This window comes from Pseudomonas sp. DP-17 (assembly GCF_022380625.1).
Classification (GTDB): Bacteria; Pseudomonadota; Gammaproteobacteria; order Pseudomonadales; family Pseudomonadaceae; genus Pseudomonas; species Pseudomonas nitroreducens_A.
On sequence record NZ_JAKSXG010000008.1, the window covers coordinates 80,175 to 101,936 of the forward strand.

Here is a 21,762-nt window from a genome sequence, read left to right on the forward strand (position 1 = left end):
AAGAATCTTACCTCGCCGCGCCCGGTCTTGCCCGCCTGCATGGGTACAAGACTGTAAACGCGATCTACCGCACAACAGAGCCTGCGACACGTTGTCCAGCTGATTCCTTCTTTGTTCCGGCTCAAAGAAGGAATCTGCCGACCGGGTATTTCTGTAGCCAACGACAGTTCGTCGATGACGGAGAGTTACCCATGTTTGATCAGGAAGAGATTTCGCTATCCCGCCGCACCCTGCTGGCCGGCGCCGTGGTGCTGGGCGTTACCGGCAGCATGCTCGGCAGCGGCAAGGCCATGGCCGACGGGGAGGCGGCGCCGAAGAACATGGGTCCGGCCCTGGACCTCTCGAAGCTGGAGCACGTCCAGGTCGAGCTGGTCGCTCCGCCCTTCGTCCATGCCCATGAACAGCGCGCCAAGGGCAAGCCCAAGGTCGTGCAGTTCCGCATGGTGATCGAGGAGAAGAAGCTGGTCATCGACGACGATGGCACCGAGATCCACGCCATGACCTTCAACGGCTCGGTGCCCGGCCCGATGATGGTGGTGCACCAGGACGACTACCTGGAACTCACCCTGGTTAACCCGGCGACCAACACCCTGACCCACAACATCGACTTCCATGCCTCCACTGGCGCCCTGGGCGGCGGCGCGCTGACCATCATCCAGCCCGGCGAGGAAGTGAAGCTGCGCTTCAAGGCCACCCGCCCCGGCGTGTTCGTCTACCACTGCGCACCGGGCGGCGCGATGATCCCATGGCACGTGGTCTCGGGCATGAACGGCGCGATCATGGTGCTGCCGCGCGACGGCCTGAAGGACCGCGAAGGCAAGTCCCTTAAGTACGACAAGGTGGTCTACATCGGCGAGCAGGACTACTACGTCCCGCGTGACAAGGACGGCAAGTTCAAGCGCTACGCAACGCCCATGGAAAGCTACAACGACATGCAGGAAGTCATGAAGGGGCTGATCCCCAGCCACATCGTGTTCAACGGCAAGGTCGGCGCCCTCACCGGCAAGAACGCGCTCAAGGCCAACGTCGGCGAGACCCTGCTGATCGTCCACTCCCAGGCCAACCGCGATACCCGCCCGCACCTCATCGGCGGCCATGGCGACCACGTCTGGGCCACCGGCAAGTTCCACAACCCGCCGGAGGAAGACCTGGAAACCTGGTTCATCCCGGGCGGCGCGGCCGGCGCTGCGCTGTACACCTTCCTGCAGCCGGGCCTGTACACCTACCTCAACCACAACCTCATCGAGGCTGTGCTGCTGGGCGCCGCGGCGCACATCCAGGTCGAAGGCCAATGGAACAACGACCTGATGAGCCAGATCCAGCCGCCGACTCCGATCAAGTAACGCCCACGGCCGGCCCTGCGGGCCGGCCTTTCCCCCGCGAATGACGGACAGGGCGGACCATGCACAAGACCATTCTGATCGGCGTACCCGCTGCGCTACTGCTGGGCGGGGCGTTACTCCTTCTGCGACCGCAGTACCAACCGGAACTCGCGCCGCAAACCGTGACACTCGAACCCCGCGACTTCGACTTCCGCCCGGCGGGCGACTACTGGCTGGAAAAGCAGGCGGTGGACGCGCCGTCGCAACGTGAGCATCTCGCCCCGCGCTTCGAAGTCATGAAGTACCAGGTCAGCCAGGGCGAATACGCTCGCTGCGTAGCCGAGGGCGCTTGCCTGGCTCTGGACGCCAGCGCCCCTCGCGACGACCTGCCGCTGACCGGCGCCAGCCTGCTGGACGCGCAGCTCTATGCCGACTGGCTGTCCAAACGCACCGGCCAGCCCTGGCGGCTGCCGACCGACCGCGAGTGGGCCTTCTTCGCCGGCACGCGCTGGGCCGACGATGCCCTGCGCATCGAAGACGATGATGGCAGCAACCCTGCCCGACGCTGGCTCGCGCGCTACCGCCTGGAAGCGGAGACCCGTACCAGCGCCTCGGCGCTGCCCCAGGCGCGCGGCAACCACGGGCTGAACGAATACGGCGTGGCCGACCTGGGCGGCAACGTCTGGGAATGGACGCAGAGCTGCCACCAACGGGTCAACCTCGACGCCCAGGGCGCCCAGACCCACCGCGCAGAGTACTGCTCGATCCGCATCGCCGAAGGGCGCCACCGCGCGGCGATCAACGATTTTGTCCGCGATGCCCGCGGCGGTGGCTGCAGCGCGGGGCAGCCGCCGGATAATCTGGGTTTCCGCCTGGTCAGGGACATCCCTTGATTCCCCTCAAGTTCCACCGCGGCACATAACCATTATGCTGCGGCGGGACCCAGGGAAATCATTGACGTGACCGCCGATCTCTCCCTCAACCGCGCCTGGCTGGGCAGTCTGCCGCCCTTCGCCAACAGCAGCCGCGAGGAACAGGACGATATCCTCCGCCAGGCCAGCATCCTGCGCCTGAACAGCGGCGTGGCCGTGTTCGAGCAAGGTGCGCCGGCGACCCGCTTCTACCTGCTGGTGCACGGCCGACTGAAGGCCACCCAGCTCACTGGCGATGGCCAGCGCGTGCTGGTGCGCGTGGTCAACCCGGGCGACCTGTTCGGCTTCGTCCGCGCGCTCGGCCGGCGCGACTATCCCGCCACCGCCACGGCCAGCCAGGACAGCCTGGCGCTGGCCTGGCCCACCAGCCAGTGGGAACCGCTGCTTGCCCGCCACCCCGGTTTCGCCCTGAACACCGTACAGGCCATCGGCGAACGCCTGCAGGAAGCCCATGTGCGCTTCTGCGAGCTGGCCACCGAAGAGGTCGAGCGGCGCGTCGCCCACACCGTGCTGCGCCTGGTGCAGCAGTCCGGCCGACCGGAGGCCGACGGCATCCGCATCGATTTCCCGGTCACCCGCCAGGACATCGCCGAGATGACCGGCACTACCCTGCACACCGTCTCGCGCATCCTCAGCGCCTGGGAAGACCGCGGCCTGGTGGTCGGCGGCCGGCAGAAGCTGCTGGTGCGCGACCCGCAGCAACTGATGCGGGTGGCTGGCGGCGACGAGCGGGAAGTGACGGTCGAGGGTGCTTGACTGCAATCAAGGAGCCTGGCGCGCGCTCATCCCTAAACTGGTCACCCCATTCCAGGACTGACGACCACGACGACTGCGGGCGCCGTGCCCCACTCCACCCGAGGCCTGCCATGACCGACCACCTCACCGAACGCACCCTGAGCGACCTGGCCTTCAGCCTGCCGGGCAGCACCGCGCTGTTCCACGACTACAAACTCGACTTCTGCTGCGCCGGCCAGCGCAGCCTGGCCGATGCCGCTAGCGAACAGGGCCTCGACGCCCAGCGCATCGTCGACGAACTGCAAGCGCTGCCGCCAACCGAGGATCAGACCGACTGGCGCCTGACCAGCAACGACCAGTTGATCGACCACATCCTCGAGCGCTACCACAAAGTTCACCGCGAGCAGCTGTCGGCACTGATCCCGCTGGCCGAACGCGTCGAGAAGACCCATGCCGCACATCCGCAATGCCCCACCGGACTGACCGCGCTCCTGAAGAAGATGCAGGAAGAACTGGAATGGCACATGTGCAAGGAGGAAAGCGTGCTGTTCCCCTGGCTGCGCCAGGGCATCCCGCTGTCCCATGTGCAGGGCCCGATCGGCGTGATGCGGCATGAGCACGACGAACACTCGCAATCCCTCGCCGCGCTGGCCGACCTGACCGACGACCTCACCGTGCCGGCGGACGGCTGCAACAGCTGGCGCCGGCTCTACAGCGGCCTGGAAGAGCTGCGCCGCGACCTGATGCAGCACATCCACCTGGAGAACAACCTGCTGTTCCTGGGCGCCAACCATCCGGCCTGAGCGCCGCACCGCAAGCCAGGAGGGCGACCAGTGACAGCTTGTCTCACCACGCTGCCCGGCGGCATCGCACATACTGGCGGGATTGTCCCCGCCCAGGAGCGCTCCGTCATGCTCGCTCAACGCGTCCACCACCAGATTCTGTGCGGCCACCACCTGTTCAACGTACTCAACGAAGAACAGCTGGAGCAGCTGCTCGCCACCAGCACGCTGCTCAACCTGGAGAAAGGCGACAAGCTGTTCCTCCAGGGCGAGCCGGCCCATGCTTTCTATTTCGTGATATCCGGGGCGGTGAAGATCTACCGTCTGACGCCGGAGGGGCAGGAAAAGGTGCTGGAGGTCGTCGGCAGCCGGCAGACCTTCGCCGAAGCCATGATGCTGATGGACACCTCCGACTATGTCGCCTCGGCCCAGGCGCTGGAGCCCACGCAGGTCTACCGCTTCGCCAACCGCACCTATATGGAGCTGCTGCACAGCAATCCGCAGCTGCCCTTCTCCCTGCTCGCCACGCTCTGCGTGCGTCTGCACCGGCGGATCAACGAGATCGAGACGCTGTCGCTGAAGAACTCCACCCACCGCGTGGTGCGCTACCTGCTCACCCAGCTCAACCGCCATGGCAACGAGGAGGGTCGTTTCGAGCTGCCGATGGCCAAACAACTGGTGGCCGGGCACCTGTCGATCCAGCCGGAGACTTTCTCTCGCGTACTACGGCGGCTGATCGACGAGAAGATCATCAGCCTTCACGGACGCGTGGTGCAGGTGCTCGACGTCGCGCGGCTGGAACAGTTCGAGTAGCCATGCGCCAGTGCCTGTACTGCCAGCACGAGAGCCCCGAGGACGCTGCGGATTGCCCGCAGTGCGGGATGCCCCTGCCGGTAGACCAGGCGCTGGCGAAGCAGCGCCGGCTGCGGCGCTTTGCCTGGTACTGCGTATTCCTCGCGGTATTCTGCGGGGTGATGATGGTGTGGTTGCCGCGCTGACTCCCGCACCCCATCGCCCTTCGTAGGATGGGTGGAGCTTGCGATACCCATCGGCCCTTTCACCGGCGTATTGACGGGTATCGCTTCGCTCCACCCATTCTACGTTTCCGACCCACTGTGCCTGAGGTGTGGCTTCACCCCTGCCGGCGGGTGAGCTGCCGATACAGCTGCGGCAACTGCACCGGCAGCTGGGCCGGATCGTTGATCAACAGATAGCCCTGGCTGCCGAACAGGTGCGGCAGGTAGTCGGCCGCCTCGCGGTCGATGGTGATGCAGAACGGCACCAGCCCCGCGCGACGGGCTTCCAGCACGGCCTGGCGGGTATCCTCGACGCCGTAGCGCCCCTCATACAGGTCCAGGTCATTGGGCTTGCCGTCGGTGAGGATCAGCAGCACCCGCTGGCGTTCCTTGCGCTCCAGCAGCAACTGCGTCGCCCGGCGGATCGCCGCGCCCATGCGCGTGTAGTAGCCCGGCCGCAGCGCGCGGATGCGCCCGCGCACCACATCGTTGTGGCGCTCATCGAAGGTCTTCAGCTGGGTCAGGCGCACCTGCTGCCGACGCAGCGAGGAGAAGCCATACAGCGCGAACCGGTCGCCCACCGCCTGCAGCGCCTCGCCGAACAGCAGCAGGCTGTCGCTGATCAGGTCGATCACCCGGTGGTCGTTGTCGATGTGCGCGTCGGTGGACATCGACAGGTCCGCCAGCAGCAGGCACGCAAGGTCGCGACGGGTCTGCCGGCGCTCGAGGAACAGCCCGGGTTCGCTGCAGGCGCCGAGGCGCCGCTCGACGCTGAAGTCCAGCCAGGCTTCCAGGTCCAGCTCCGTGCCCTGGGGTTGCCGGCGCAGCCATTGGGGCTGCTGGCGCAGGCTCTCGAACTGCCGGCGCAAGCGCCGCGCAATGGGCGCCAGGGCATCCGGCAGCGGTGCCGGAACGGCATCGCGCGGCAGCATCGGCTGCAGGCAGACGTGGTCGTCGATCAGTTGCTGGCGACGGTAATCCCATTCCGGCAGGCGAATACCCTCGCCCAGCGGCACGTCATCGAAGTCGGCGGCCGGCAGGTCGAGGTCGAGCTTCAGCCCGCCGCCCTTCTTCTGCCGTTGCCGGGACAGACTCAGGTGATCGAGATCATCGGCAACCTTGGCCGCGTCCAGGTCCTCGCTGTCGTCACCGGCACGGTCCAGTTCGATGTGCTCGGACCAGCTGAACAGGTTCTCCAGGCGGAACAGCAGCAGGCCACCCCGGCCGGGATCCTGCCCGACCCGCTCGGCACGCTTGCGCGCCGGGCCCTTGGCTTCGCTGTGGGCGGAACGGCCCTGCTCGTCGCCGTCGATCAGGTCGGTGTGCTGTGGTGCAGCCAGGCGTTGCGGCGGGTAGAGCCACAGCGGCACCGGCCAGGGCGCCTTTTCACTGCGGGGCAGGCGCTCGACGCTACCCGGATCGCGCAGCGCCCGTTGCAGCGCCAGCTCCAGTTCCGCTTCCGCCGGTGGCAGATCAGTGGGGTCGGGACGCAGGCTGAGCAGCGCTTCCACCAGTCGACGGTAGCGCGGGCGCAGCAGCGGGTAGTGCTCCAGCACGGCGCAGGTCCAGGCCTGGTTGTCGCGCGCCCAGTGGCGCATCGGCTGGCTGTGGGCGGCGAGCAGCGCCAGCCAGCGGTAGAGCTCGCGGTTCAGCTCGACGTCGGGATACACCGCCAACTGCGCGGGCAGGCGCAGGGAATCGGCATCGAACCAGGCCACCGGCAATTGCTGGCAGGTGCCGGCCACCTGCTGCAGCAGGCTGCGGCGCACCAGCAGTTCGCGGGCGCTGGCCGCCTCCACGCCGACCCCGGCCTCGCCGCCGGTGCCACGGAACAGCAGCAGCAGGCTGCGCCGCACTTCCTCCAGGCTGACTGCCGCCTCTTCGAACTCCGGGCTGGCGCGGCGCGTGATGAAGCGGTGCCAGGCGCGGCCGAAGCCTTCTTCGATTTCGAGGTGGATGGTCATGGCGCCTCCGGAAGGCAGGGAGAAGGAACAGGGCACGGTGTCCCAACAGAGCACCGAGCCAGTCCCCTCTCCCTTCATGGAGAGGGAGCTGAAAGCGCTACCGGCCAGATCGCAGCCCGGCAGGCTCCGTAAACTTCAAAAGGGCCCGCCGCAAAGCGGACGGGCCCGGGTGGACGGTATCGATCAGCTCACCTGGGCCGCGCCGGAGGCGACGGCCACACGACCGCGCTGGCGGAAGCTCAGCAGGTAGCAGATCAGCCCGATGAAGAAGCCGACACCGGAGTACAGGCGCAGCCAGAAGAAGATCTTCAGCTGGTCGACCGTGGCCATGAACGGCATGGCGGCGCCATCGGCGGGCATGCGCTGCAGCCAGACCTGGACGATGCCGGCGGCGGTGAGCATCAGGGTGATCAGCAGCATGGAGATGGTCATCAGCCAGAAGCCCCAGATCTCCAGGCTCTGCGACCTGGCATCAGGCGCTTCGCCGATACCCCGCAGGCGCGGCATGGCGTAGCTGATCATGGTCATGACGATCATCGCGTAGGCGCCGTAGAAGGCCAGGTGGCCGTGGGCGGCGGTGAGCTGCGAGCCGTGGGTGTAGTAGTTCACCGGCGCCAGGGTGTGCAGGAAGCCCCACACGCCGGCGCCGAGGAAGGCGGTCACGGTGGTGCCCAGGGCCCACAGCGCGGCGGCCTTGTTCGGGTGCTCGCGACGACGACGGTTCACCATGTTGAAGGCGAACAGCACCATGGCGAAGAACGGCAGCGGTTCCAGCGCGGAGAAGATCGAGCCCAGCCACAGCCACACGCCCGGCGCGCCGATCCAGAAGAAGTGGTGGCCGGTGCCGATGATGCCGGTGATCAGGGCCATGGCGATGATCACGTAAAGCCACTTCTCCACGACCTCACGGTCGACGCCGGTGATCTTGATCAGCACGAAGGCCAGCATCGCACCCATGATCAGCTCCCACACGCCTTCCACCCACAGGTGCACGACCCACCACCAGTAGTACTTGTCGCGCGACAGGTTCTCCGGGTTGTAGAAGGAGAACAGGAAGAACACCGCCAGGCCCACCAGGCCGGTCATCATCACCACACTGACGGCGGTCTTGCGGCCTTTCAGCATGGTCATGCCGATGTTGAAGAGGAAGCCCAGCGCCACCACCACGATGCCCATCTTGGTGATCGTCGGCTGCTCGAGGAACTCCCGGCCCATGGTCGGCAGCAGGTCGTTGTGGGTCAGCTTGGCCAGCCCCGCGTAGGGCACCAGCAGGTAGCCCAGGATGGTCAGCACGCCGGCGATGGCGAACACCCAGAACAGCACGATGGCCAGTTTCGGGCTGTACAGCTCGCGGTCGGCCTCTTCGGGGATCAGGTAGTAGGCCGCGCCCATGAAGGCGAACAGCAGCCAGACGATCAGCAGGTTGGTGTGCACCATCCGCGCGACGTTGAAGGGGATCGCCGGGAACAGGAAGTCACCGACCACGTACTGCATGCCCATGATCAGCCCGAAGACGATCTGCCCGACGAAGAGCATCAGGGCGAACACGAAGTACGGCTTGGCCACCGACTGCGAAGCGAATTTCAGATAGGGATTGCCCGGGTTCATGATCAACCCTCCTTGTTCGGCGGCCATTTGTTGGTGTCGATCTTCGAGGTCCACAGCAGGAACGCCGCAAGGTCGGTGACCTCCTGGTCGCTCAGGTGGAACTGCGGCATCTGCCGGCGACCGGGCACGCCCAGCGGCTGCATCTTCATCCAGGCCGCGAGGAAGCTGCCGAAGGCTGCGTCACCGCCACGGCGGATCGCGACGTTGCCCAGCTCCGGCGCGAAGTAGGCGCCTTCACCGAGGATCGAGTGGCAACCCACGCAGTTGTTCTGCTCCCACACCAGCTTGCCGCGCACCACCGATTCGGTGAGCTCACTCTGGTTGGTGCGCTTGGGGAAGGTGGTTTCGGTGTGATAGGTCAGCGCAAGGAATACCAGAAAGAAGAAAACGCCTCCTCCCAGGTAGATGTTCCTCGCCATCCCTTTGGTAAATGTCTCTGACATGGGGCCCTCCTAGGTCACGGTCGGGGCCATTGTAGGAAGCGACCTAGGACCTCTCGCTTGATGGCAATCAAGAAAGACCAATGCTTCCAGTCAGGTATTTTTTTATGAAAAATCATGGAGTTGCGTGCAGGGCAAGGATCACGCCGGTGACCACCAGCGGCCAGCCGAGCAGCAGCGCTTGCCACAGTCGCGGGCCGTGGCTGAGCTCCATGAAACGCAGCGTGATGATCCAGGCCTTGCCCAGGCCCAGCAGGAGGATCGCCGCCACCGGCAGCAGCAGGTCGGGTGCATGGTGACCGAGCCAGACCGAGGCGACGGACATCGGCAGCATCAGCAGCCAGGCGAGCAGCAACGTCTTCATGAGCCAGGCGCCAGCACGTAGACCAGCGGGAAGAGCACCACCCAGACCAGGTCGACCATGTGCCAATACAACGCGCCGGACTCCAGCCCGCCCAGGGCGTCGCTGCGGTAGGCGCCGCGCAGGCAACGCAGGGTCATCCAGCCGAGGATCACCAACCCCAGCAGCACGTGCAGGAAGTGGAAGCCGGTGATCAACCAGAACAGGGTGAAGAAGGTGCTGTACTCCAGGTCCAGCCCGCGTGCGACGAGGTGATGGTACTCGCCGGACTTGAGCATCACGTGGGCCAGCCCCAGCAGCACGGCCACGCCGAGCAGGACAGCGGCGCGCCGCTGGCGGCCGCGGCGCACCTGCTCCACCGCCAGCGCCGCGCAGAAGCCGGCGGTAAGCAGGGTCAGGGTCAGCGCCAGGGCGGTGGACAGATCCAGCTGCGCACGCCCGGCGCGAAAGCCTTCGACGTCCAGGTGCTGGGTCACGGCGAAGACGATGATGAGGATGGCGAAGACGGTCAGCTCGGCGAGGATGAACAACCACATCGCCAGGTCGCCCGGCAGGCGCCGGGCACCGAGCGTCGCCTCAGGCGAAATGGACATCGACCAGGTCCATCAGCGCGGCGACCGTGGCTGCGTCGTCCGACAGCGGCTCGGCCAGCCCGGCGCGGCACGCATCTCGCGGCGCCACGCCGGCCTGCAGCAGGCGCGCGGTGAGCACCAGCAGGCGCGTCGAGCAGACCTCTTCCAGCTCCTGCCGACCCAGGCGGCGCAGGGCTACGCCCAATTGCGCCAGACGCTGAGCCAGCTCGGAGGAAACACCGGCCTCGCGGGCGATGATGCCGGCTTCCACGTCCAGCGTCGGGTAATCGAAACGCAGGGCGACGAAGCGCTGCCGCGTACTGGGCTTCATGCCCTTCAGCAGGTTCTGATAGCCGGGATTGTAGGACACCACCAGCATGAAGCCCGGCGGCGCCACCAGGGATTCGCCGGTGCGCTCGATGAACAGCTCGCGGCGGTCGTCCGCCAGCGGGTGCAGCACCACGACGGTGTCCTGCCGCGCCTCCACCACCTCGTCCAGGTAGCAGATTCCGCCTTCGCGCACCGCGCGGGTCAGCGGACCATCCTGCCACCAGGTGCCGTCGCTGCCGATCAGGTGGCGACCGACCAGGTCCGCCGCCGACAGGTCGTCGTGGCAGGCCACGGTGTACAGCGGCAGATTCAGGCGCTGCGCCATGTGCTGGACGAAGCGCGTCTTGCCGCAGCCGGTCGGGCCCTTGATCAGCACCGGCATGCCCTGCGCGGACGCGTGGCTGAACAGCGCCACCTCGTTGCCGGACGGCTGGTAGAAGAGCGGCGGATCGTTCTGCGCAGGGGCATTCATGACAGGCAAATCTCGGTAGGAAGTTTCGGTTAGCAAGCTATCCAGCGCGACGGATTGCCTCAAGCACGTCGCCGGAAGTTCTTGATTGGCATCAAGCGGAAGCCGCAGGGGCCGCTCCTAGAATCGCCACAGACGCCGGGCGGGAAGCCGGCGAAAACGATCGGCGCCTCGAAGCGCCAAGCCTGTGAGGAGAGACGTTCATGAACAAAGCCCTGGTAGCCCTGCTGTTCGGCGGCCTGCTGGTCCAGACAACCGCGATGGCCAGCACCGGCGAGGAGCTGTTCAAGGCGAAGGCCTGCGTGGCCTGCCACTCGGTCGACAAGAAGCTCGTCGGCCCCGCCTTCCATGACGTCGCCGCCAAATACGGTGCACAGGCTGATGGCGTTGCCCACATAGCCAACAGCATCAAGAGCGGCAGCAAGAGTGTCTGGGGACCGATCCCGATGCCGGCCAACGCCGTCAGCCCGGAGGAGGCCAAGACCCTGGCCGAATGGATCGTCACTCTCAAGTAACCTGACGTGTGAGATCGGCGCCCACCGCCCTCTGACAGAGTCTGCCCAACAGGGCGATAGAGGTAGGAGACCTCATGGTGGGCGTTCGTGAGTGGTTCAGAACCTTGCTCGGCTGTCTGTTGCTGATCGCTGGCCTGGCAGCCCAAGGTGCGGCACTCAGTGATCTGGAGCGAACGCGCATCCAACAGGTGTTTCCCCAGATTGATCACATCGGCGAGCCCGAAGGCGAGTACGGCGTGCGGCGCCTGTCCCACGGCGATCAACTCCTGGGCTACGCCTTCCAGAGCATCCGCGTCACCCGCATGCCCGCGTATTCGGGCAAGCCGATCAACGTCCAGGTGATCCTCGATCCGCAGGCGGTGATCCGCGACAGCTACGTCCTCGAACACCACGAGCCGATCCTGCTGATCGGCATTCCCGAAGAGAAACTTCACGCCTTCACCGCCGGCTACTCCGGGCTGCGCGCCGACCAGCGGGTCGCCGTGGGCCGCTCCGGCGACCCGCAGACGGTCACTGTGGATGCCGTCGCTGGCGCCACCGTGACGGTCATGGTGGTCAACGAGATCGTCATGCGCGCCGCCCGTACCGTGGCGGTGTCGCTCAAGCTGATCAAGGACGACGGGCAGGTGCGGCCCAAGCCCGCCATCGTCCGCGCCGACGCCTACCAGCCGGCGAGCTGGAGCGAGCTGCTGGGCAATGGCGCGATCCGCCAGCTGAAACTGACCCGCGGGCAGATCGATGATGCCTTCAAGGGCACCGCCGCCGAGAAGGTCGGCCAGGCCCGCGATGCGCAGCAGCGCGAAGACACTTTCATAGACCTCTATACCGCCCTGCTGAACCCGCCCAATGTCGGCCGCAACCTGCTCGGCGACAAGCAATACCGCGAACTGATGGACTCGCTGAAGCCGAATGAATACGCGGTGGCCGTAATGAGCAGCGGCCAATACTCGTTCAAGGGCTCGGGCTACGTGCGCGGCGGCATCTTCGACCGGGTGCAGATCCGCCAGTTTGGCGACATCCTCAGCTTCCGCGACCTCGACTACCAGCGTCTTTCGGATACTTACGCCGAAGGCATGCCGCACTTTGTCGAGATGGCCATCTTCATCGTTCGCGCCGCACAACGCTTCGACCCCGGCACTCCGTGGGATCTGGAACTGCTGGTGCGGCGCCAGACCGGCCCGGTGGACAGCCTCTTCACCACCTTCGACCTGGGCTACCAGACGCCCGAAGGCTACCTCGACCGGCCACAACCGACCGCTGCGGAACTGGAGGCGCTGGCCGATGCCAAGCGGCCGATGTGGCTGCGCGTCTGGTACCAGAAGAGTTTCCAGATCGGCGTGCTGCTCAGCGCCCTGGGGCTGCTTGCGGTCATCCTGTTCCTGCAGGACAACCTGACCCGCCGCCCGCAGCTGCTGCACTGGCTGCGCCGGGGTTACCTGTTGTTCACCCTGACCTACATCGGCTGGTACTGCCTGGGGCAGCTGTCGGTGGTCAACGTGCTGACCTTCGTCCACGCGTTGTTCGAAGGCTTCCGCTGGGAACTGTTCCTCATCGACCCGGTGCTGTTCATCCTCTGGACCTTCACCGCCGCCAGCCTCCTGCTCTGGGGCCGCGGCGTGTTCTGCGGCTGGCTGTGCCCGTTCGGCGCCCTGCAGGAGCTGCTCAACGAGGCTGCGCGCAAGCTCAAGGTGCCGCAGTACGAGCTGCCATTCGCCGTCCACGAGCGGCTCTGGGCGATCAAGTACATCGTCCTGCTGGTGCTGTTCGGCCTCTCCCTGGAGTCGCTTTCCACCGCCGAGCGCTTCGCCGAGGTCGAGCCCTTCAAGACCGCCATCACCCTGCACTTCCACCGCCAGTGGTGGTTCGTCGCCTACGTGGCGGTGCTGCTGGTCCTCAACCTGTTCACCCGCAAGGTCTATTGCCGCTACGTCTGCCCGCTCGGCGCGGCGCTGGCGATCCCCGGCAAGGCCCGCCTGTTCGACTGGCTCAAGCGGCGCAAGGAGTGCGGCCAGCCCTGCCAGCTGTGCGCCAAGGAGTGCGAGATCCAGGCCATCCACCCCGATGGAAGGATCAACGCCAACGAGTGCCACTACTGCCTCGACTGCCAGATGACCTACCACAACGAGAACAAGTGCCCGCCGCTGGTGAACAAGCGCAAGAAGCGCGGCAAGCGGGCAACAGCCAGCGACGACGACCAGTTGATTGCAGTGCAACAGATCTGACCATTTGCCTTCAGGAAGGAGCAGGAAATGACTGACAAGAAACAGCAGCACGACGAGATTGCCGGGCTCAGCCGGCGGGGCTTCCTCGGTGCCTCCGCGGTGACCGGCGCCGCTGCGCTGGTCACCGCGGGTTCGATGGGCGTCTTTACCTCGAACAAAGCATGGGCCGATGCCGTGAAATGCGCGCAGGACGAAGCCTCCGTCGCCCCCGGTGAACTCGATGAATACTACGGTTTCTGGAGCGGCGGCCACTCCGGCGAGGTGCGCGTACTGGGCATTCCCTCGATGCGCGAGTTGATGCGTATCCCAGTGTTCAATACCGACTCGGCCACCGGCTGGGGACTGACCAATGAAAGCAAACGCATTCTCGGCGACAGCGCACGCTTTCATAACGGCGACTGCCACCATCCACACATCTCGATGACCGATGGCAAGTACGACGGCAAGTACGTTTTCATCAACGACAAGGCCAATAGCCGCGTTGCACGCATCCGCCTGGATGTCATGAAGTGCGACAAGATCACCACCATCCCCAACGTCCAGGCCATCCACGGCCTGCGCCTGCAGAAGGTGCCACACACCAAATACGTGTTCTGCAACGCCGAGTTCATCATCCCGCATCCCAATGACGGCTCGACCTTCGACATCTCCGGCGACAACGCCTTTACGATGTACAACGCGCTGGATGCCGAGACCATGGAAGTGGCCTGGCAGGTGATAGTCGATGGCAACCTCGACAACAGCGACATGGACTACACCGGCCGTTTCGCCGCCTCCACCTGCTACAACTCGGAGAAGGCAACCGACCTCGCCGGCATGATGCGCAACGAGCGCGACTGGGTAGTGGTATTCGACATCCCGGCGATCGAGAAAGAGATCAAGGCCAAGCGTTTCATTACCCTGGGTGACAGCAAGGTACCGGTGGTCGATGGTCGCAAGCGGGACGGCAAGGACAGCCCCGTCACCCGCTACATCCCTGTAGCGAAGAACCCCCACGGCCTCAACACCTCGCCGGATGGACAGTACTTCATTGCCAACGGCAAGCTGTCACCGACGGTCACCATGATCGCCATCGACAAGTTGCCCGACCTGTTCGACGGAAAACTCAAGGACCCGCGCGACGTAGTCGTCGGTGAGCCAGAGCTCGGCCTGGGTCCGCTGCACACGACCTTCGACGGTCGCGGCAATGCGTATACAACGCTGTTCATCGACAGCCAGCTGGTCAAGTGGAACCTGGAGGACGCACGCCGCGCGTACAAGGGCGAGAAGGTCGACTACATCCGCCAGAAGCTCGACGTGCAATACCAACCCGGACACAACCATGCGTCGCTCTGCGAAACCCGGGATGCCGACGGCAAATGGATCATCGTGCTCAGCAAGTTCTCCAAGGACCGCTTCCTGCCTACCGGGCCGCTGCACCCGGAGAACGACCAGCTGATCGATATCTCCGGCGACGAGATGAAGCTGGTGCACGACGGCCCCACCTTCGCCGAGCCGCATGACTGCATCCTGGCCCGGCGCGACCAGATCAAGACCCGCAAGATCTGGGCACGCGACGATCCCTTCTTCGCCGAGACCGTGGCGATCGCCAAGCGCGACGGCATCGACCTGATGCAGGACAACAAGGTCATCCGCGACGGCAAGAAGGTCCGCGTCTACATGACCTCGACCGCTCCCTCCTACGGCCTCACCGAATTCACCGTGAAGCAGGGCGACGAAGTCACCGTCACCATTACCAACCTGGACGAGATCGAGGACGTCACCCACGGCTTTGTCGTGGTCAACCACGGCGTAAGCATGGAGATCAGCCCGCAGCAGACTTCCTCCATCACCTTCACCGCCGACAAGCCCGGCCTGCACTGGTACTACTGCAGCTGGTTCTGCCATGCGCTGCACATGGAAATGGTCGGTCGCATGCTGGTGGAAAAGGCCTGATTTCCAGGCCCCTGGCCCCGCCGGCAGCCGCCGGCGGGGCATCGACGAGAAGGTGCTGCATGGAACTCACCCGGCTTGGCCTGGCCCTGTCGCTGTTGGTTGCGGCAAGCGCCCAGGCACAACCGCAAGCCATCGACCAATTGCCGTTGCAGGGCGATGGCGATGGCGATGGCGAGCTCCGCATGCTGCCGGCCGGCACCTACCACGGCAACTTCACCATCGACCAGCCGCTGCACCTGCGCTGTGCGCCTGGCGCCCTGATCGACGGCCAGGGCGCGGGCAGCACACTGCAGGTGCGGGCACCCGGCGTCACCATCGAAAACTGCACCCTGCGCAATTGGGGGCGCGACCTGACGGCCATGGACGCGGCGATCTTCATCGACAAGGCTGCGCACGGCACCGTGGTGCGCGGTAATGACCTGCAGGGCGCCGGCTTTGGCATCTGGCTCGACGCCACGGCGGACGTGCAGGTGCTCCATAACCGCATCCAGGGCGACCCCAGCGTGCGCTCCCAGGACCGCGGCAACGGCATCCACCTCTATGCGGTGAAGAACGCCCTGGTGCGCGGCAATCAGGTGCGCCAGACCCGCGACGGCGTCTACATCGACACCTCCAACGACAGCAGCATCGAAGACAACCTCTTCGAGGACCTGCGCTACGGCGTGCACTACATGTTCACCCACAACAGCCGCGTCATCGGCAACACCACCCGGCACACCCGCACCGGCTATGCGCTGATGCAGAGCCGCAAGCTCACCGTGGTCGGCAACCGCTCGGTGGACGACCAGAACTACGGCATCCTGATGAACTACATCACCTACTCCACCCTCACCGGCAACCGCGTCGAGGCCGTGCGCAGCGGCGATGGCGGCGGCGACGCGATGATCGCCGGGGCCGAGGGCAAGGCCCTGTTCATCTATAACTCGCTGTTCAACCGCATCGAGGACAACCGCTTCGAAAGCAGCGCCCTGGGCATCCACCTGACCGCCGGCTCCGAAGACAACCGCATCAGTGGCAACGCCTTCATTGGCAACCGCCAGCAGGTCAAGTACGTCGCCAGCCGGACCCAGGAATGGTCCGCCGACGGGCGCGGCAACTACTGGAGCGATTACCTGGGCTGGGACCGCAACGCCGACGGCATCGGCGACGTCGCCTACGAGCCCAACGACAAGGTCGACCAGTTGCTCTGGCTGTACCCACAGGTGCAGCTGCTGATGACCAGCCCCGCCATCGAATTGCTGCGCTGGGTCCAGCGCGCCTTTCCCGTCACCCGTCCACCCGGCGTGCGCGACAGCTTCCCGCTGATGCGAACCGCTGACCTGGAGCCGCAACCATGAACCCCGTGGAAATCCGTGACGCAACTCTGGACTACGGCGGCTTCACTGCCCTGCATGGGCTCGATCTGCAACTGGGGGCCGGGGAAGTCCTCGGCCTGCTCGGACATAACGGCGCCGGCAAGACCACCACGATCAAGCTGATCCTCGGCCTGCTGCGCCCGACACAAGGCTCGGTGCGAGTCTTCGGCCAGTCGCCGGGTGATGCGGCAGTACGCCGGCGCATCGGCTTCCTGCCGGAGAACGTAACCTTCTATCCACAGCTGACCGGCCGCGAAACCCTGCAGCACTTCGCCCGACTCAAGGGCGCGCGACCCGCCGCGGTGGACGAGTTGCTCGAGCGAGTCGGCCTCGGCCACGCCGCACAGCGCCGGGTGAAAACCTACTCCAAGGGCATGCGCCAGCGCCTCGGCCTGGCCCAAGCGCTACTCGGCGAGCCACAGCTGCTGTTGCTCGACGAGCCCACCGTCGGCCTCGATCCGTTGGCCACCATCGAGCTCTACCAATGGCTGGACCGCCTGCGCGCACAGGGCACCGGGATCATCCTCTGCTCTCACGTACTGCCCGGCGTGGAGTCGCATATCGACCGCGCCGCGATCCTGGCCAAGGGCCGCCTGCTCACAGCCGGCAGTCTTGCCGACCTAAGGCGGAATGCCGGCCTGCCGGTACGTATCCGCTACGCAGGCAAACCCGACAGCGACTGGCCGCAACACTGGCGCACCGTCGGCCATGAAGTCACCGCCCTGGATGGCCGACGCCTGGAGCTGCGGGTCGATGAAGGGCGCCAGCACGAAGTGCTCAGCGTTCTGCTCGCCGAGCACGCACAGGAGCTCGAAGTACTGCCGCCGTCGCTGGAGGACCTCTATCGCCATCACATGCAGAGCGCGCAAGCGGGAGCCCCGACATGAACCCGATCTGGAACATCGCGCGCAAGGAACTGGCCGACGGCCTGCGCAATCGCTGGCTGCTTGCCATCAGCCTGCTGTTCGCCCTGCTGGCGGTCGGCATTGCCTGGCTCGGTGCCGCCGCCAGTGGCCAGGTAGGCTTCACCTCGCTACCGGCGACCCTGGCCAGCCTGACCAGCCTCGCTACCTTCCTGATGCCGCTGATCGCCCTGTTGCTGGCCTACGACGCCATTGTCGGCGAGGAAGAAGGCGGCACCCTTTTGCTGCTGCTGACCTACCCGCTGGGGCGCGGGCAGTTGCTGATCGGCAAATTTCTTGGCCACGGCCTGATTCTCGGGCTCGCCACGCTGCTGGGCTTCTCCGCTGCCGCCCTGGCCATCGGCCTGCTGGTGCCGGGTATCCCGCTGGGGCAACTGCTGGGCTCGTTCGCCCGCTTCATCCTGTCGTCCTGTCTGCTGGGCTGGACCTTCCTGGCGATGGCCTACGCGCTGAGCGCGCGGGTCAGCGAAAAATCCACCGCCGCCGGCCTGGCGCTGGGTGTGTGGTTCTTCTTCGTACTGCTGTTCGACCTGGCCCTGCTCGCCCTGCTGGTGATAGGCAAGGGCCAGCTCAGCGCCAACCTGCTGCCCTGGCTGCTGTTGCTCAACCCCACCGACCTGTACCGGCTGATCAACCTGCCTGACTTCGGTTCCGAGCTGGGCGGCGTGCTGACCCTCGGCCGCGACCTCGCCGTTCCCGTCACCGGCCTCTGGCTGGCGCTGTGCGCCTGGCCCCTGACCGCGCTGGCGCTGGCCTACGCGCTGTTCCGCCGCCGGCCGATCTGACACAAGGAGAACCCCATGCAGATCCCCCTCCCATTGCGCCTTTACCTGATCACGTTGCTGATCGGTCTGTTGGGCCTGATCGCCGGCTGCGATGAAAGCCACCAGGGCTCGGCCAACCTCGCTCCCGTACCCTTCCACAGCGGAGAGGAATGCCATGTTTGCGGCATGCTCATCGAAGGTTTCCCCGGTCCCAAGGGCGAGGCGGTCGCCGCCGACGGCGTGCGCAAGTTCTGCTCCACCGCCGAACTGCTCGGCTGGTGGCTGCAACCGGAAAACCAGCAAAGCGGTGCCCGCCTCTATGTGCACAACATGGCCCACAGCAGCTGGGACCACCCGGATGACCGGCACCTGATCGACGCCACCACCGCTTATTACGTGGCCGGCGTACCGCGACCGGGCGCCATGGGGGCGACCCTGGCGTCATTCGCCGAGCGCTCCGACGCGGAGCGCATGGCCAATGCCGAAGGTGGTCGGGTGCTGCGCTTCAGCGAGATCGACCAGAGCGTGCTGCAAGGCATCTCCGGCGACCACCAGCACCACTGAGGCCGCAGGCCGGCGCGCTCAGCGCCGGTCGACGCTTATCAATAGCTCCAGGCAATCCCCCGCCACCAGCGGCGGGCTGATCAGGTAGCCCTGAATCTCGTCGCAGCCGTGGGCGCGCAGGAAGCGCAGCTGTTCGGCGTGCTCGACGCCTTCGGCCACCACCTTCAGTTCCAGGCTGTGTGCCATGGCGATGATCGCCCGGGTAATAGCCGCGTCTTCGCCGCGCTCGGACAGGTCGCGGATGAAGGTCTGGTCGATCTTCACGTAGTCCACCGGGAAACGCTTGAGGTAGCTGAGCGAGGAATAGCCGGTGCCGAAATCGTCGATGGCCAGCTTCACGCCCATCTCGCGCAGCTGGCGGAAGGTCATGGTGACGCTCTCGACGTTATCCAGCAGCTGGCTTTCGGTGAGCTCCAGCTCCAGCAGATGCGGCGGCAGGCCGGTGTCCTCCAGCACGGTACGCACCAGGTCGACCAGGTTGCCGGTGCGCAGCTGGTGCACCGAGAGGTTCACCGACACCCGCAGTTCGCGCCCAAGCTTCTGCCACGCGCGGGCCTGCTGGCAGGCGCGGCGCAGAACGAATTCGCCAATGGCGCCAATCAGCCCGGTTTCCTCGGCGAGGCCGATGAAGTCGCTGGGCGGCACCATGCCCATCTCCGGATGACGCCAGCGCACCAGCGCCTCGGCGCTGTCCAGGCGCTCATTGGCGAGGTTCAGCTTGGGCTGGTAGTGCACGTCCAGCTGGCCTTCGTCGATGGCCTTGCGCAGGCGGGTTTCCAGCTGCAGGCGCTCCAGGGTGCAGGCCTGCAGGTTGTCGGTGAAGAACTGGAAGGTATTCCCGCCCAGATGCTTGGCGTGCTGCATGGCCATGTTCGCCTGGCTCATCAGCGCGGAGATTTCCCAGGCGTTTTCCGGCAACAGGCTGATGCCCACCGAGGCGCTGATCATCAGTTCGTGGCCACCCACGGTCATCGGCGTGCGCAGCTTGGCCAGCAGGCGGCTGGACAGCCGAGCCAGCGCGGCGAGGCTGGCGTAGGAGTCGATCAGCACAGCGAACTCATCGCCGGACAGCCGGGCGATGGTGTCGGCCTCGGGCACGGTCTGGGTCATGCGCCGCGACATCTGCCTCAGCAGCTGGTCGGCGACTTCGTGGCCGAGGCTGTCATTGAGCAGCTTGAAGCGATCCAGGTCGATCAGCAGCAGCGCCGCCGTGCGGCCTTCCTGGCGCGCGCGCTGGCTGGCCTCGTGCAGGCGTTCCTTGAACAACGTGCGGTTGGCCAGGCCCGTGAGTTCGTCGTAGTGCGACAGGTAGCGCAGGCGCTCCTCGGCATCGCGGCGGGCGGTGAGGTCGGCGAAGAAGCCGACCACGTGGGCGACCTGGCCGCGGCTGTCGCGCACCACGTTGAGCTGCAGCCATTGCGGGTAGAGTTCGCCGTTCTTGCGCGTCTCGATCAGCTCACCCTGCCAGGAGCCCAGGCGCTCCAGGTCGGCGCGGATCGACTGGTAGCGGCGCAGGGCTTCCGAGGAGCCCATCAGGCGCGCGACGTTGTGCCCCAGCACCTCTTCGCGGCGATAGCCGGTGAGGCGGGTGAAGGCCTCGTTGAGGGCGATCAGCCGGTAGTCCGGGTCGAGGATGATGATGCCTTCGCTGGCGGCCTCGAACACCGTGGCCGCCAGGCGCTGTTCCTCTTCGCGCAGCTTGCGCGTGGAGATGTCGGCACGGGTGCCGACCATCCGCGTGACCTGCCCGCGGCTGTCGCGCTCCATCACCCGGCCACGGTCTTCTACCCAGACCCAGTGGCCAGCCGCATGGCGCACGCGGTACTCGATGCGGTAGCCGTCGGTGCGTCCCTTGAGGTGCTCGACCAGCGCGCGGCGCAGCAGCGGCAGATCGTCGGGGTGCAGGCGCGGGCGCAGGTCGTTTCGCACGCTCTTCACGGCGTCCTGGGTGATACCGAAGATTTCCTCCAGGTGCGAGTGGTGCACTTCGTCGGTCAGCAGGTTCCAGTCCCACAGCCCCAGCTCGCTGGCTTCCAGTGCCAGGGCCAGACGTGCCTCGGTATGGGTCAGTTGCACGCTGCCGGCCTCGACCCGCTCCTGCAGGGCGTCACGGGCGCGGCACAATTCACGCTCGGCACGGCGACGCTGCTCGACTTCACGCTCCAGGTCCTGGTTCAGCGCCTCGGTCTGTGCCTTGGCGCGCTCCAGGTGCGCCACCAGCGCCTGGGCCTGGAAGCGCCGCAGCAGGCCGACATGCACGACCCGGTGGATCTGCCAGGCCACCACCAGCAGCGCCGCCAGCAGGATCACCCCGAGCACGCCCCAGCCTTGTTGCAGCGGGTTATCGCTGATCAATAAATAGGCAATGGAGGGGAACAGACAGGGCAAGGCAAACGTGAGGAAGGCCGGCAGGCTGACCGCATAGGCAACGCTGGCGGACAGGATGGCTGCGGCAATCAGGCCGAAGACCAGGGATTGCTGGAGGAAGGCGTCCGGCGGCACCAGGGCGATGGCGGCGAAGGCCAGCGTCAGCCCCGAAGCGCCAGCGCCGAACAGGAAGGTGCGCTGCCAGTGCGGACTGGCCTGGCGTTCGGCGGAAGCGGCATTGAAGGCGCTGACCTGGATCAGCCGCAGCATGGCCAGCATTACCAGCCAGATCAGCCATCCGGCGAGCAGCCCCGGCTTCACGTAATCCCACAGCAGGCCGGCGCAGGCCAGGCCATTGAGCAGCATGAGCAGGGTCGGCACGCGCGAGCCCTGGTAGAGGAGGCGCGTGCGTTCGACGGCAATTTCGTGAGCGTACTGCTGGCGGATCTCGGCATGGCTCACCGGGATCACCGAAGGCTCTACATAAGCGGTCATAGGCGTTTTTCTTGTAGGTGTCAGGCCTAGGCGTCGGCGGAGCATACCCGAGGAGGTTGCCCCACCCAAGCAGGATGATGGCAATTGGCTG

Annotated in this window: 20 protein-coding genes; 13 read left to right on the plus strand and 7 right to left on the minus strand. The window is 65.9% G+C overall.

The window, feature by feature from the left end:
* Nucleotides 1–290: 290 nt before the first annotated feature.
* From nirK to MJ122_RS13355, 6 genes are all read left to right on the plus strand, one after another.
* Nucleotides 291–1,343, plus strand: coding sequence for a copper-containing nitrite reductase (nirK, locus tag MJ122_RS13330; protein ID WP_239744624.1), 1,053 nt, complete (start codon nt 291–293; stop codon nt 1,341–1,343).
* A 59-nt stretch (nt 1,344–1,402) separates the two neighbouring features.
* Nucleotides 1,403–2,215: an SUMF1/EgtB/PvdO family nonheme iron enzyme gene (locus MJ122_RS13335; RefSeq protein WP_239744492.1), complete on the plus strand. Its 813-nt coding sequence runs from the start codon at nt 1,403–1,405 to the stop codon at nt 2,213–2,215.
* Nucleotides 2,216–2,281: 66 nt separating this feature from the next.
* Nucleotides 2,282–3,010, plus strand: coding sequence for a Crp/Fnr family transcriptional regulator (locus tag MJ122_RS13340; protein ID WP_239744493.1), 729 nt, complete (start codon nt 2,282–2,284; stop codon nt 3,008–3,010).
* A gap of 110 nt (nt 3,011–3,120) precedes the next feature.
* The gene (ytfE, locus tag MJ122_RS13345; RefSeq protein ID WP_239744494.1) at nt 3,121–3,792 is read left to right on the plus strand and encodes an iron-sulfur cluster repair protein YtfE; all 672 of its coding nucleotides are present in this window, start codon (nt 3,121–3,123) and stop codon (nt 3,790–3,792) included.
* 108 nt (nt 3,793–3,900) lie between these two features.
* Nucleotides 3,901–4,584 (plus strand): Crp/Fnr family transcriptional regulator, encoded by a 684-nt coding sequence (locus tag MJ122_RS13350; RefSeq protein ID WP_239744495.1) that lies wholly within the window; start codon nt 3,901–3,903, stop codon nt 4,582–4,584.
* Between the two features lie 2 nt (nt 4,585–4,586).
* Nucleotides 4,587–4,769 carry a protein DnrP gene (locus tag MJ122_RS13355; protein WP_239744496.1) on the plus strand — a complete coding sequence of 61 codons (183 nt, stop codon included), beginning with the start codon at nt 4,587–4,589 and terminating at the stop codon, nt 4,767–4,769.
* A 134-nt stretch (nt 4,770–4,903) separates the two neighbouring features.
* Here MJ122_RS13355 and MJ122_RS13360 read toward each other — a convergent pair whose 3' ends face one another.
* The 6 genes from MJ122_RS13360 to MJ122_RS13385 all read right to left on the minus strand — a co-directional run bounded on the left by MJ122_RS13360 (nt 4,904) and on the right by MJ122_RS13385 (nt 10,534).
* The gene (locus MJ122_RS13360; protein WP_239744497.1) at nt 4,904–6,751 is read right to left on the minus strand and encodes a VWA domain-containing protein; all 1,848 of its coding nucleotides are present in this window, start codon (nt 6,749–6,751) and stop codon (nt 4,904–4,906) included.
* 183 nt (nt 6,752–6,934) lie between these two features.
* Nucleotides 6,935–8,362 (minus strand): cbb3-type cytochrome c oxidase subunit I, encoded by a 1,428-nt coding sequence (locus MJ122_RS13365; protein WP_239744625.1) that lies wholly within the window; start codon nt 8,360–8,362, stop codon nt 6,935–6,937.
* The gene (locus MJ122_RS13370) at nt 8,362–8,802 is read right to left on the minus strand and encodes a cytochrome c (RefSeq protein ID WP_169935397.1); all 441 of its coding nucleotides are present in this window, start codon (nt 8,800–8,802) and stop codon (nt 8,362–8,364) included. The genes MJ122_RS13365 and MJ122_RS13370 overlap by 1 nt, the downstream gene beginning before the upstream one ends.
* Before the next feature lie 112 nt (nt 8,803–8,914).
* Nucleotides 8,915–9,163, minus strand: a complete 249-nt coding sequence (locus MJ122_RS13375) for a cytochrome C oxidase subunit IV family protein (protein WP_239744498.1) — start codon at nt 9,161–9,163, stop codon at nt 8,915–8,917.
* On the minus strand, nt 9,160–9,753 hold the full coding sequence (locus MJ122_RS13380) for a cytochrome c oxidase subunit 3 (protein WP_239744499.1): 594 nt from the start codon (nt 9,751–9,753) through the stop codon (nt 9,160–9,162). Before MJ122_RS13380 ends, MJ122_RS13375 begins: the two co-directional genes overlap by 4 nt.
* Nucleotides 9,737–10,534, minus strand: coding sequence for a CbbQ/NirQ/NorQ/GpvN family protein (locus tag MJ122_RS13385; protein WP_239744500.1), 798 nt, complete (start codon nt 10,532–10,534; stop codon nt 9,737–9,739). The genes MJ122_RS13380 and MJ122_RS13385 overlap by 17 nt, the downstream gene beginning before the upstream one ends.
* 200 nt (nt 10,535–10,734) lie before the next feature.
* Here MJ122_RS13385 and MJ122_RS13390 point away from each other — a divergent pair, with 200 nt between their 5' ends.
* The 7 genes from MJ122_RS13390 (at nt 10,735) to MJ122_RS13420 (ending at nt 18,809) form a co-directional block, all read left to right on the plus strand.
* Complete coding sequence (locus tag MJ122_RS13390) at nt 10,735–11,046, plus strand: c-type cytochrome (RefSeq protein WP_239744501.1); 312 nt, start codon at nt 10,735–10,737, stop codon at nt 11,044–11,046.
* Nucleotides 11,047–11,120: 74 nt separating this feature from the next.
* The gene (locus tag MJ122_RS13395; RefSeq protein ID WP_239744502.1) at nt 11,121–13,268 is read left to right on the plus strand and encodes a NosR/NirI family protein; all 2,148 of its coding nucleotides are present in this window, start codon (nt 11,121–11,123) and stop codon (nt 13,266–13,268) included.
* A 27-nt stretch (nt 13,269–13,295) separates the two neighbouring features.
* On the plus strand, nt 13,296–15,203 hold the full coding sequence (nosZ, locus tag MJ122_RS13400) for a TAT-dependent nitrous-oxide reductase (protein ID WP_239744503.1): 1,908 nt from the start codon (nt 13,296–13,298) through the stop codon (nt 15,201–15,203).
* A gap of 59 nt (nt 15,204–15,262) precedes the next feature.
* Nucleotides 15,263–16,540 carry a nitrous oxide reductase family maturation protein NosD gene (locus MJ122_RS13405; RefSeq protein WP_239744504.1) on the plus strand — a complete coding sequence of 426 codons (1,278 nt, stop codon included), beginning with the start codon at nt 15,263–15,265 and terminating at the stop codon, nt 16,538–16,540.
* Nucleotides 16,537–17,445 carry an ABC transporter ATP-binding protein gene (locus MJ122_RS13410; RefSeq protein ID WP_239744505.1) on the plus strand — a complete coding sequence of 303 codons (909 nt, stop codon included), beginning with the start codon at nt 16,537–16,539 and terminating at the stop codon, nt 17,443–17,445. The genes MJ122_RS13405 and MJ122_RS13410 overlap by 4 nt, the downstream gene beginning before the upstream one ends.
* Nucleotides 17,442–18,266, plus strand: a complete 825-nt coding sequence (locus MJ122_RS13415; RefSeq protein WP_239744506.1) for an ABC transporter permease — start codon at nt 17,442–17,444, stop codon at nt 18,264–18,266. The genes MJ122_RS13410 and MJ122_RS13415 overlap by 4 nt, the downstream gene beginning before the upstream one ends.
* Nucleotides 18,267–18,281: 15 nt before the next feature.
* Entirely contained in the window at nt 18,282–18,809 is a 528-nt protein-coding gene (locus MJ122_RS13420) for a nitrous oxide reductase accessory protein NosL (protein WP_239744507.1), read from the plus strand.
* An 18-nt stretch (nt 18,810–18,827) separates the two neighbouring features.
* On the opposite strand, the gene MJ122_RS13425 is transcribed toward MJ122_RS13420, so the two are convergent.
* Nucleotides 18,828–21,671 carry a GGDEF domain-containing phosphodiesterase gene (locus MJ122_RS13425; protein ID WP_239744508.1) on the minus strand — a complete coding sequence of 948 codons (2,844 nt, stop codon included), beginning with the start codon at nt 21,669–21,671 and terminating at the stop codon, nt 18,828–18,830.
* Nucleotides 21,672–21,762: the final 91 nt, after the last annotated feature.